Consider the following 12,076-nt stretch of genomic DNA (forward strand, 5'->3'; position numbering starts at 1 on the left):
TTAATATAGGATCTGTCTTAAAAATTTCTAAGATACATTTAGAATCAACTATTGAAAACATAAAATAACGGATTGCTATTAAAGTGTGCATCACTGATTTTTGACATTTACTCCAGAATGGACTGAATAATGATTTTATTTTCTTTAACATTTTTAACTTTTCTGTAAGATTTTATTTACAAAAATAAAACTGTGCAAAAACTTCCTAAGTACTCCTGTGATGGCAAACTCAAGGTATTTAACTACTCAAATTAACTGTAAAAGTGATTTTCTATTAGTGCATTTTAAGATTGAGTTAACAGTTATTTAACTACATCACGAAAACCGATACGAAAATTCCAGCGTATGTTAGAGTAAATAAACACAATACCATGAAAAAATTACCTAAGATTTTAATTGCTGGAGCTTTAGTACTAGGAGTTGGTGCATTAATTGCAGCCGATCACCTCGATGCTCCTGCCGTAGGCGGATCGACCGCAGACATTACAGATTATTTTGCTTTTGAAAGTACAGAAAACGCAAATAACACCGTTTTTGTAGCCAATGTGCAAAGCTCACTTGCTGGCACTGATGCCACTTTTGATGAAAACGTTTTAATTGAATTTAACATCGATAATGATGGAGATTTAATAGAAGATAGAGTTATTCAAGCAATTCCTCGTGATGGAAATATGTATTTCTTTGGACCTTACGAGATTTCTACTCCCGGACTTAATAGTACAGTAGACGAATCTCAATTTATAGGATTTGTAGAAATTAGTACTGGAGCAACTCCTATTGTAACTACCACTAATAATGGAAGTAAATTATTTGCTGGCCCTAGACAAGATCCTTTCTTCTTTGATTTTACAACCTATAATGCTGTAATAGGTGCAGATCCTGGAGATTTCACTGGAACAACTGGACCTAATGGCGGTTTTAAAACAGCAGATAATGCTACAGACAGTTTTGACGGGACTAACGTATTATCAATAGTAATTGAAGTTCCAAACCAATCTTTAGGAGAAACTTTTGCGCACCCAGCTGGAACCAATGTCCAAGTGTGGAATACGTGGGTTGAAGCTAAGGTGAAACAATAAATTTAAAAAAGACATTTATTATGAAATTACATACACTTAAATATTTACTAGCAGGTATCATTCTAACTGGATTTGCATCTTGCGGTAACGACGACGATTTTACAATACCAGAAGTTTCAGTAGAATTTACTGGAACTTACGCTCAACAAGATCAAATGGGACGTGCAGCTATTAATACGGTTCTAGGAGGTTCTAGTGCAGATAAGAATGAATTTAATGTAACTATACCATCAAATATGGTCGCAAACTTTCAACAAGATTTTTTACAAAAAGCTGTTGATTTACATGGCGCTTTTGGTGTAGAATATGAGACAAATATTCTAAACCTTGATGCTCCTGCATTGACAACTATCTTAGCTCAAGATGTGTTACAAGTGGCTCCAGAAGGTGTAACTACTTATTACGATGGAGCAAATGTATTGACCGGAAGACAACTTACTGACGATGTTGTAGATGTATCTTTAATATTACTTTTCGGAGGAATGAATGGAGATAGGTTTAATGGTCAAGATACTGATAATGATGGTAATCCTGATTTACCTATATTAGTTACTGATAATGTAAGTTATACAGGAGACGCTCCTAGTGCAACTTTTCCATATCTACAAAGTCCAGAGTAATCTAAGACATTTTAAATTAAAAGGGTTTGAAATTTTCAAACCCTTTTTTATATTAAAAAAATACCACCTCTTATGAAATATTATTTTCTAAATATTCTGGCAATTGCACTTTTACTGTCATGCTCAAATGAACAGCAAGTGCACAACCCTGAAGATTATAATCAATACTTGACGTCAGATAATAAAAATTCAATTGCAAAATCAGTAGAAGAACTTGCATTTTGGAATAAACGCATTAAAGAAGATAGTCTGCAACTCATTGATTTATCAAAAAGTGCAGGTGTTCAAAGTCGTATCTTCCAAGAAAATGCAGATATAGAACAACTCAAAAAAGCAGAAAAAAACCTAACTAGAGCATCAAAAATTGCAGCAGTAGGGAAAGACACTTACCTACTCTCTCTAGCTCAGAATTATATAACTCAACACAAATTTAAGGAAGCAAAAATTGTGGTAGATAGTGCACGTGTAGCAGCAGGTGGAGACACACCTTCCGTAAACCTAGTTGCATATGATGTTGCAATGGAGTTAGGCAATTATAACCAAGCGCAGAAGTATCTCCAAAAGGAAACTGACTTTTCAGATTACAATTATTTAATAAGATTAGCAAAATGGGAAGATTATCAAGGAAATCTTGATAAAACAATCCAACATATGGAAAATGCTAAACTTATTGCAGAAAGTGGAAAAAAGAAAGATCTCCTTATTTGGGTATATACAAACTTAGCAGATTACTATGGGCATGATGGCCGTATTCATGATGCTTACGCACATTATCTAAAGGCCTTAGAGATAAACCCAAGTAATGCCTACGCTAAAAAAGGAATCGCCTGGATAGCTTATGCGTATGATAATGACCCAAAAGAAGCGATCAGAATTATAAATTCTATAGAACCCCAAACGATGAGCCCAGACTTAGGTTTACTTAAAGCTGAAATTTTTGAATATATGGGTGACGAAATAAAAAGTAAAGAGCTTACAGATCAATTTATAAAAGCGTCGAGCGACCCTAGGTATGGCGATATGTATAATGCGTATCACATCGAAATCTTGTCGAGTAATGAACAGACAGCTGCTCGTGCGGTGGCTATTGCAAAACGTGAAATCAAGAATAGAGCAACTCCAGAGACGTATGATTTGCTTTCCTATGCCTACTTAAGTAATGGTGATCCAGAGAGAGCACTAGAAATACAATCTAATCATGTAATTGGAAAAACATATGAACCTGTCGCTCAATTACATCTTGCACAAATTTATAAGGAGCTCGGTATTGCTAATAAGGTAGTTCCTCTTAAAAATGAATTACTGGAAGCCTCTTTTGAACTAGGGCCAGTAATAACAAATACTGTTAAAAAATTATAAATAAGAAACCGTCCACTTCTTTAATTCGTAAGTATTTACAAATAGAGAAACTATTAGTAAATGTCGTTAGGTATTTACTTTATAGGTTGGATAGTTTTTTTGATTTTGTTTGTTTGGCGATCTACTTTCAATAAAGTAGATCGCTTTTTTATTCTAACTCTATATAAGCCTTATTGGTTATTTACATTTCTAAATAGCATTAACTATATTATTCTGAAAGAAATCCAAAAAGGTTTCAGAGTTAATCTTCCTTATAATCTTTAAGATTAGCTAGATATTGACTCCTAATTACTTATAACGTATTTGAATAATTGAAAGTCACCATTTTTACAATAGTGATCTAACAAGTAACAGATTATTTAATAACTGTATGTATTACTTAAAAAGCCCTTTTCACATGTGTGAAAAGGGCTTTTACAATAGTCTATTGAATTACTTGTTACATTTAAGAAGTTTGCACAACACCTAGCGTATACAATTGCTCTAGCGTAGGTGATACACTACCACCTGCTGGTTCTAGAGTAATTCCAAAAGCTTCTGAACTATTTGGGTTGCTAAATTCAAATAGCTGACTACCCTGGGTATCGAATTCATTTAATACACCTAAACTCGTGGGTGTTAAAGGCTCAAGAGTGAGCGACCATACTTGATACACTTTTCCCTCTGGCGGCTCTGGCAAACCTTTTACATCTATATAGGCTTTATTATTTTCTTTATCCCAAAAAACAGAGGCATATGCTTCGGGTGCAATTTCTTGTCCTGCTAGCGGTATAGAAATTACATTCCGAGCACGAACGACATCAAGCAACGATTTTGTTTGCTCTAAATTTTCTTCAGCAACTAGCGTTTTACCTTCTTGTAACAAGAGCTCTCGTTCTGTATCAACAATACGGTTTTCAAGTTCGGATTTTTCTGTGTAAACATATGCTAACCCAAAGAGTAATACCAATGCCGCTGCCCATCCAAGGTAGGAAGTAATAGGTGTTCGCTTTCGCGAAAGCGGTATTACATCTTCATCCTTCTCAAAGGAGATGTTTAGATTTTTAAATTTTGGTTTATACGGTGCTGCAGCACTTGAAAGCTGCATCAGTGCACCTTCTATTGAAACAACTTCATCGAGAAGAGTTTTATTTTCAAGTACTTCATGAGCAACCTTTACCATCTCGTCTTCTGGGAGAGTTCCATAAACAAAAAGTTCTAAAACCCCTGAATCTATATATGTGTTTTCATCTTTCACGATACTCCTACTATTTCTCTTAGTTTATTAATACATATTCTATTTCTAGTTTTTACAGTTCCTAATGGTATTGCTAATTCTTCAGCAGTTTCCTTTTGGGTGTACCCTTTAAAAAATAAGAAATGAATAACTTTTTTGCAAAGTGGTTCAAGCGCTTCAATATATTTTTTGAGACCTATGGCATCTACTGAAGTAGTAAAACTTCCCTTTGCTTCGAGAATATCTACGAAGTATTCTGAGGTATGGTTCTTTTTTTGGTTTTTAAATGCCTTAGACCTAGTCTTATCTATAGCTCCATTACGAGCTATATTGAGCATCCATGTGAAAAACCTTCCTTTTGAAGGATCATATTTTCCAGATTTCTCCCAGATCTTTACAAAAGTATCTTGTAAAACTTCTTCTGCGACTTCTTTGTCGTGCACTACGCTATTTATAACGCCAAAGAGGCTCTCGCTGTAGAGATCGTATATTTTTTCGAAAGCAACAGCATCTTTTTCGAGAAACTGTGCAATAAGTAGGTCTGGTTGTGTCATCATAATTTACAAGTAGCAATTTAGTAATAAATGCTAACTTTTGCACAACAATTACTCACAAAGAAGCTGTGCAAAACCTCTGGTATTTTCTTAAGTATCTAGAAAAATCCTGTTACCTTAAAAATATTATTATGAATAGAATAGAGTATTGACAGTAATTTTGCCCTCTATATAAGTAACTTTGCTAGTATAGACCTCTCAAATTTTAAAACAAATGCTTCAAGAACTTCAGATCTTTTATGGCTCTCAATTTGAACACGCTTTATTGGAAGAAATAAGCAAAGTAGGAATTTTAAAAGAATTTCCTGAGGGTAGTGATTTAATTAAACCTGGAGAATATATAAGATCAATGCCTCTCTTACTTTCAGGTAGTATAAAAATTATGAGACCTGACGATCAAGGAGATGAACTTCTATTATATCATCTAGAGAAAGGGGACACTTGCGCAATGACTATGACCTGCTGTATGGGCAATACTAAAAGTGAGATACACGCCATTTCAGAAACACCATCTAGATTATTAATGATCCCAATAGGTAAAATGGAAGAATGGTCAAGTAAATACAAAACGTGGCGCAATTTTGTTTTTGCAAGCTATCACACACGTATGATGGAACTTTTAGAAAGTGTAGATAATATTGCGTTTAATAATATGGACGAGCGACTCGAGCGTTATTTTGATGATAAAATGAAAATTCTCAATAGCAAGCATATTTATACCACACATAGAGAAATAGCTGCAGATTTGCACACAAGTAGAGTTGTTATCTCTAGATTACTTAAAAAAATGGAGCACAAGGATAAAATAAAACTACACCGCAGTTTTATTGAGGTCTTGTAACATCTGTTACAAACCAAGGGTTCAAAGCCTTCTATATTTGCATTAAAATTACGTTTTTATGGAAATAATAGATTTTTTAGGCTATTTTGGTGCTCTTCTAATTGGTATCGTACTAGGATTGATAGGAGGTGGAGGCTCTATTCTAACTGTTCCTATCCTTGTATACATCCTTGCTTTTAATCCTGTTATTGCTACAGCCTATTCATTGTTTATTGTGGGAACCACATCTCTTGTAGGTGCGATTAAAAACATGATAAAAGGAATGGTTGATCTAAAAACAGCCATTATTTTTGCTATTCCAGCATTTATTGCTGTGTATAGCACTCGCGCATTTCTGGTTCCTGCAATCCCGGAAGAACTTTTTAATATTAATGGATTTATGGTTACAAAGAATCTTGCGATCATGCTATTCTTTGCCATAGTTATGTTATTTGCTTCTGTTTCAATGATTCGTAATAAAAGTAAAGAATCAGATGAAAATACTGAAATTACATACAATTATCCACTCATCATAATTGAAGGTTTAGTCGTAGGAACAATTACAGGTATCGTAGGTGCAGGCGGCGGTTTTTTAATTATACCAGCGTTAGTATTGTTTGCAAAACTGCCTATGAAAAAAGCAGTTGCTACATCCCTATTTATAATTGCAATAAAATCACTAATAGGTTTTATAGGGGATGTTCAAAATCTAGTGATAGATTGGCCATTTCTATTATCATTTACGACACTTTCTGTTGTAGGTATTTTTATCGGAATTTATCTTAATAGGTTTATTGATGGTAAAAAATTAAAAAAAGCATTTGGTTGGTTTGTCCTAATTATGGGCGTGTACATCATCATAAAAGAACTTTTAATGTAACTTTTGTTACCTTAAAAGTCTACTGTTCTCATTATTTTTATAAAAATTAGAAAAATGACTATAAAACAATTCGAATATAAGCCTCTAGCTCATTACTCTTACGCTATCATAAGCGATGGCAAAATGGCGGTAGTAGATCCAGAGAGAGACCCTTCACAGTATTACGCTTTCGCGAAAGCGAATAATGCAGAAATAGTAGCAGTAATTGAAACTCATCCCCATGCAGATTTTGTGAGCTCACATTTAGAAATTCACAAAACAACTGGCGCTACTATATATAATAGTGAAGAACTAGGCGCAGATTATCCTCACAAATCTTTTGATAGTGGTGATCACATTGAACTAGGACAAATAACACTTAAGGCAATTAACACTCCAGGTCACTCACCAGATAGCATCACAATTGTAGCAACTCAAGGTGATGAGACTGCCATGTTTACTGGTGACACTCTTTTTATAGGTGACGTAGGTAGACCAGATCTCAGAGAGAAAGCAGGTAATATGCAAGCTAAGAGAGAAGAGCTAGCAGAGATGATGTATGAAACAATTACAACAAAATTTACTGATTTGCCAGATGATGCTTTGGTATATCCTGCTCATGGTGCAGGTTCATTATGTGGTAAAAACCTAAGTGATGCAAATAGCAGTACATTAGGTAATGAGCGCATGGGAAATTGGGCCTTTAAAAAGCAGACTAAAGAGGAATTTATGGATGTGCTTCTTGATGGTCAACCATTTATACCATCTTATTTTGGTTTTGATGTAGATCTTAATAAAACGGGAGCAGATAATCTTGAATCATCAATTAATGGTGTACCATTATCTGAAGGCACAACCGCAACCGGAATTATTGTAGATACTAGAGATGAGGAATCTTTTAAAAATGGCCACTTAGAAGGTAGCTTTAATATACAAGCTGTTTCTGATAATGCTAAATTTGAAACTTGGTTAGGTTCTATTATTAAACCTGAAGAAAAGTTTACGATGGTGCTTGATCACAAAGATTCTGAAAAGAAACTATTAAATCGTATTGCAAAAATTGGCTATGAGAAAATTATTCTCAAGACTATAACCTTACCTAAAGATTTTCTAGCTATTACAGAAAAATTAGACGTCCAAGATTTTGAAAAAAATCCTGACAATTATACCATCGTAGATATACGTAATACAAGTGAAATTGAGGAAGGGAAAATTTTTGAAAGTGCTTTACCTCACCCACTTAATGAACTGAGAGACACTGCTAGTGAAATTCCTACTGATAAACCTATTGTTGTTCATTGTGCAGGAGGTTATAGAAGTGCTGCTGGAAGTAGTATACTACAAAGCATACTTGAAGATGTCACGATTTACGACCTAAGTGATGATGTGAAAAAATTTCAAGACTAAAATTAATTTAAGAAATAAAATTATATGGATGTAATTTATGAACCATGGCCATGGTATGTTGCGGGGCCGCTCATTGCCTTAGTAATGTTTCTCCTGCTTATCACTGGTAAACAATTTGGGATGTCATCAAACTTACGTACCGCTTGTAGTGCTGTAGGCTGTGGCAAATTTTCAGATTTCTTTAAATTTGATTGGAAAGCACAACGATGGAACCTAATGGTTGTTCTAGGCGCAATTATAGGTGGCTATATAGCATCAGTATTTCTTAGTGACAATACAGTTGTTATTAATCCTGAGATTGCACAGCAACTGGCAAATGATTATCAGATAACTAGTGCTGGAGAAAGTTACTTACCACCAGAGATTTTTGGTTACGATGCGCTTTCAAATCCTGGAACTAATATCCTTTTACTTATAGGTGGATTACTTGTAGGTTTTGGCGCTAGGTATGCTGGCGGATGTACATCTGGACATGCAATATCTGGTTTAAGTAATTTACAACTGCCGTCGCTTATAGCAGTGATTGGTTTTTTTATAGGTGGACTCGTAATGATTCATTTAATTTACCCCTTAATATTTTAAAGTAATGAGATATTTTATCTATTTAATAATTGGAGTGTTTTTCGGGATTGTGATGTTCAAATCTGAAGCTGCTTCTTGGTTTCGTATTTATGAAATGTTCCAATTTGGGAGTTTTCATATGTATGGTATTATTGGTTCTGCTCTAGTGCTTGGTGTATTGGGTGTACAGATCATTAAAGCAAAGAAAATTAAAACACTAGATGGTAGCGAGATGAGTCTCAAACCAAAGGATAAAAGCATATCTAGATATCTTTTTGGAGGCGTAATATTTGGTCTTGGCTGGGCGCTCTCTGGAGCTTGTCCAGGCCCTATGTATGTTCTTGCGGGTGCAGGTTATGGATCTATACTTATCGTAATTTTTGGTGCGTTATTAGGTACTTTTCTTTATGGAATAGTAAGAAAATATTTACCACACTAATAGTTTTGATGGTATTGTAGATTTTCTATTCTGAAACTCCATAAAGCAAATCACTTTGAAGATTCTTATCACTGCTATGTAGTACAGACATATCTCCTGTACTTTCAAGCACTACCGCATGTACTTCTGAAAAGTTCAAAACATTTGCTTCTCTAAGTTTAGCGATCAAATCACCTTTGCCAATGTTTGTTTGTTCAAGATTCTCATATAGTATGACTCCATCTTTCATTAAAAGTTTTGGGTCATTTGTAGCCATATTTTTAAAGAAAGAAAATTTTCTTACAAGATATGCAAAGGACTTCTGAAATAACACAATCCCTGCAAGAGCCGTAGCACCTTTAAATATAGACTGATTGTTGTTCATTACTACAGCAGCAAGAACTGATCCAATTGCAATAGTAGATGCAAAATCTATACTTGACATTTTTGCAAATGTTCTTAGACCTGAAATTCTAATTAATAGAATCATAATGATATAAATAGCTACGATTGACAAAACAACTTTTACTATTGCTGGCAGAGATGCTATAATCCAATTTTCCATTTTAGGTGTTTTTTTCGACAATGTAAAAACAAAAACATTCACACTAAAAATTTAACAAAATAGAAACGTTTGATATTTTTAGTTGTGGGCTTTTAATTTAATAAATATTAAGATGCCTGAGTTAAACATTACTAATTCAAATTCTGTTCGTCAATCTTCATAGTAATTTAGCTGTATAACAAAAAAAAGAAAAGCTATGAAAACATTAACTGACCTATTTGAACACCAACTAAAAGATTTATACAGCGCTGAAGATCAAATTGTAAATGCATTTCCAAAAATGGTGGAAAATGCAACGGACACAAAGCTTAAAGAAGCTTTTGAAAGTCACCTTTCTGAAACTAAAAACCAGAAAGATCGCCTTAAATCAATCTTAGATACACTAAATATAAAACCATCTGGTGAAAAGTGTAAAGCGATGGAAGGTATTATTAAAGAAGCAGAGCATTTTATTAAAGAAGATGCTGCAGATGATGTAAAAGATGCCGGTTTAATAGCTCAAGCGCAACGTGTAGAACATTATGAAATTACTGGATATGGAACAGTGATAAGATATGCCAAAGAACTTGGACATGATGATATTGCTTCAAAATTACAGAAAACTCTGGATGAAGAATATGGTGCAGACAATAAACTTACTGATATGGCAGAGGACAGACTTAACAGAAAAGCCAAAAGCTAATTCAATTCAGTACAATTTTGAAAAGCCTGATTTACTAATCAGGCTTTTTTATGCCTTAACTTTTTAAATAATAGAATTCTAGAATAAAAATAAAGCCCTCAATTTTGAGGGCTTTAATGAGTTTTAAATTCTATAGGTTTATTGCTTAGATCTTATTTCAGCATCTTTATGTGCGTGGTCCTGTACAGCATTTGCTTTGTTTGAAATGGTACTGGACTCATTAGCATCATCTTCACTAGGATTAATTTTTCTTTTTAGAGTTTCATCATCTTGAACGCCATATTGATTTATGTGCTCATCTTTTTGGGGACCTAAATCAATCTCCTTTTGATCTTTTTTATTTATTTTCTCTTTCATGACCTTAGATTTTAGTTACTACTCTGCCCTGTTGATATGGTATCATTGGCTTCACTTTCTCTCATTTCGTTTACAGTAGCCTTTTCTTTAATAAATGTTGCATTCTTCTCCTTTGAAGAAGTTTCTTTCTGTCTCTCTATCTTCTCACGATTTTCTGCTTTATTACTTTTTTTAACTTCCATAAGATTTATCATTTAAATTAATTTTCTCTTCAACTTTTTGAGATTTGGAACGAATTCTTCTTTAAAAGAACGTTTGTTTTTAATCCAATCATAGGTATAGTAACCCAGTTGTAATACAGTTACAATTCTAAATAATTTGTTTACCTGTTTCATAGTTTTTTTATTAAAGTTAATTACTAACACAAATATTAAATACCATCTTAAAATACTTTAACGTCAATACGTTAAAAATTACTAACTTAAAAGATCTAATTAAGGTCCTGATTACGCTTTCGCGAAAGCGTAATTAGACAATCACATATCTCTAAACTTTAATTTGGAAAATAAGAATTCATATACAAGAGCCAATCGTGTGTATACATATGCCATTAAAAACACCTTTAACTATATAACGATGAAGATTATTCTGTTCTTAGTTATGACTCTACTTTCTCTATCGCTGTACAGCCAAAACTTTCATACAAAATATGAGCACAGTTATAGCAATAATGAAAAAGTGATTATTGAAAATAGCTTTCCTAAGGGTGGGTTTATTTATGCTACAATAACAGGCAAAAAATATTCATACGTAGTTTTCCGGAGCCATATAACAAATAACACAAATTATGATTTAGAGCTACACATTGATGCGTCTCATCAAACATTCAAAATACCAGCATCACCAAGGGTAGGTTTTAAGATGTTTTTTCCAAAAAATTTCGAGCAATATGGTAGACAAAATTTACAGGATTACGGCTTTAATGTAAAGGAGTTCTTGGACTCTAATATACACAAACCATCCTTTTTTACTGAAATCATAAAGGCTGGTGATTCGCATGGATTATACAGTGTAGTGTTATCAGATAACGGCGTTAGTGGAGTTATGCGCGCAGGATTAGTGATAGGTGGAAAAGATTTAATCTATAAAGTGAATGGTTTGAAATTATGTGTTGGTTATTTAACACCTAATTTATAAGTTTTTACTACTAGCTATAATTGGTTTGACGGTCTTATAGTGACTGTTAGATTCAGCACCCAGTACTAGTAGTTTGTTTAATTCACTGAATTTTTATAGGTATTAATTAATTAAAATTGAATCAGTATGAGATCTTTTTTTACTGCGTAATTATGTTCACCCACAGCTCCTTTTCTATATAATAACCAATATAGATAAATGGACTTTAAGGACCTTTTTTCATCCTAATAGAACTTGGAAATAATTGCCCAGTATTCACTATGTTTCTAAATACTACTGGAATAGTTTATATAGTATGCACTTAGCATTATCTCATTTATATCATTCAATTTAATAATTCAAGGTTACCTCACTAATAGAAATAAAAAAGAGAGCAACTTTTAAAGCTGCTCTCTTTCTATTATAAGATGTAAAATAATTTAAATCTTAAAAGTTTACGAAA

At 33.5% G+C, this 12,076-nt stretch carries 15 protein-coding genes; 10 read left to right on the top strand and 5 right to left on the bottom strand.

Features of this window, described 5'->3' with window-relative positions:
- Positions 1-371 precede the first annotated feature (371 nt).
- The 3 genes from OD90_RS05525 to OD90_RS05535 all read left to right on the top strand — a co-directional run bounded on the left by OD90_RS05525 (position 372) and on the right by OD90_RS05535 (position 3,058).
- The gene (locus tag OD90_RS05525; protein ID WP_144667748.1) at positions 372-1,079 is read left to right on the top strand and encodes a DUF4331 family protein; all 708 of its coding nucleotides are present in this window, start codon (positions 372-374) and stop codon (positions 1,077-1,079) included.
- Between the two features lie 20 nt (positions 1,080-1,099).
- Positions 1,100-1,699, top strand: coding sequence for a DUF4331 family protein (locus OD90_RS05530; RefSeq protein ID WP_144667751.1), 600 nt, complete (start codon positions 1,100-1,102; stop codon positions 1,697-1,699).
- Between the two features lie 72 nt (positions 1,700-1,771).
- Entirely contained in the window at positions 1,772-3,058 is a 1,287-nt protein-coding gene (locus OD90_RS05535) for a tetratricopeptide repeat protein (protein WP_144667754.1), read from the top strand.
- Between the two features lie 445 nt (positions 3,059-3,503).
- Here the strand turns inward: OD90_RS05535 and OD90_RS05540 are convergent, their stop codons facing one another.
- Both OD90_RS05540 and OD90_RS05545 read right to left on the bottom strand, forming a co-directional pair.
- Positions 3,504-4,295: an anti-sigma factor gene (locus tag OD90_RS05540; RefSeq protein ID WP_261374464.1), complete on the bottom strand. Its 792-nt coding sequence runs from the start codon at positions 4,293-4,295 to the stop codon at positions 3,504-3,506.
- Positions 4,292-4,831 (bottom strand): RNA polymerase sigma factor, encoded by a 540-nt coding sequence (locus tag OD90_RS05545; protein ID WP_144667756.1) that lies wholly within the window; start codon positions 4,829-4,831, stop codon positions 4,292-4,294. The genes OD90_RS05540 and OD90_RS05545 overlap by 4 nt, the downstream gene beginning before the upstream one ends.
- 211 nt (positions 4,832-5,042) lie before the next feature.
- Here OD90_RS05545 and OD90_RS05550 point away from each other — a divergent pair, with 211 nt between their 5' ends.
- From OD90_RS05550 to OD90_RS05570, 5 genes are read left to right on the top strand one after another with little or no spacing between them, the layout of a single operon-like run.
- Complete coding sequence (locus OD90_RS05550) at positions 5,043-5,669, top strand: Crp/Fnr family transcriptional regulator (protein ID WP_144667759.1); 627 nt, start codon at positions 5,043-5,045, stop codon at positions 5,667-5,669.
- A gap of 58 nt (positions 5,670-5,727) precedes the next feature.
- Positions 5,728-6,528 carry a sulfite exporter TauE/SafE family protein gene (locus OD90_RS05555; protein ID WP_144667762.1) on the top strand — a complete coding sequence of 267 codons (801 nt, stop codon included), beginning with the start codon at positions 5,728-5,730 and terminating at the stop codon, positions 6,526-6,528.
- Between the two features lie 54 nt (positions 6,529-6,582).
- Positions 6,583-7,914, top strand: coding sequence for an MBL fold metallo-hydrolase (locus OD90_RS05560; RefSeq protein WP_144667765.1), 1,332 nt, complete (start codon positions 6,583-6,585; stop codon positions 7,912-7,914).
- Positions 7,915-7,938: 24 nt separating this feature from the next.
- On the top strand, positions 7,939-8,496 hold the full coding sequence (locus tag OD90_RS05565) for a YeeE/YedE family protein (protein WP_144667768.1): 558 nt from the start codon (positions 7,939-7,941) through the stop codon (positions 8,494-8,496).
- A 4-nt stretch (positions 8,497-8,500) separates the two neighbouring features.
- On the top strand, positions 8,501-8,914 hold the full coding sequence (locus OD90_RS05570) for a DUF6691 family protein (RefSeq protein WP_144667771.1): 414 nt from the start codon (positions 8,501-8,503) through the stop codon (positions 8,912-8,914).
- 25 nt (positions 8,915-8,939) lie between these two features.
- Here OD90_RS05570 and OD90_RS05575 read toward each other — a convergent pair whose 3' ends face one another.
- On the bottom strand, positions 8,940-9,458 hold the full coding sequence (locus tag OD90_RS05575; protein ID WP_144667774.1) for a DUF421 domain-containing protein: 519 nt from the start codon (positions 9,456-9,458) through the stop codon (positions 8,940-8,942).
- 196 nt (positions 9,459-9,654) lie between these two features.
- On the opposite strand from OD90_RS05575, the gene OD90_RS05580 reads away from it, so the two are divergent.
- Positions 9,655-10,140 carry a ferritin-like domain-containing protein gene (locus tag OD90_RS05580; RefSeq protein ID WP_144667777.1) on the top strand — a complete coding sequence of 162 codons (486 nt, stop codon included), beginning with the start codon at positions 9,655-9,657 and terminating at the stop codon, positions 10,138-10,140.
- Between the two features lie 138 nt (positions 10,141-10,278).
- Here the strand turns inward: OD90_RS05580 and OD90_RS05585 are convergent, their stop codons facing one another.
- A complete protein-coding gene (locus tag OD90_RS05585; protein WP_144667780.1) occupies positions 10,279-10,497 on the bottom strand; it encodes a hypothetical protein in 219 nt (72 codons plus the stop codon).
- 11 nt (positions 10,498-10,508) lie between these two features.
- Positions 10,509-10,691 (bottom strand): hypothetical protein, encoded by a 183-nt coding sequence (locus tag OD90_RS05590; protein WP_144667783.1) that lies wholly within the window; start codon positions 10,689-10,691, stop codon positions 10,509-10,511.
- Between the two features lie 304 nt (positions 10,692-10,995).
- Here OD90_RS05590 and OD90_RS05595 point away from each other — a divergent pair, with 304 nt between their 5' ends.
- Positions 10,996-11,634: a hypothetical protein gene (locus OD90_RS05595; protein WP_144667786.1), complete on the top strand. Its 639-nt coding sequence runs from the start codon at positions 10,996-10,998 to the stop codon at positions 11,632-11,634.
- Positions 11,635-12,076 lie beyond the last annotated feature (442 nt).

This window comes from Dokdonia sp. Hel_I_53 (assembly GCF_007827465.1).
GTDB lineage: Bacteria > Bacteroidota > Bacteroidia > Flavobacteriales > Flavobacteriaceae > Dokdonia.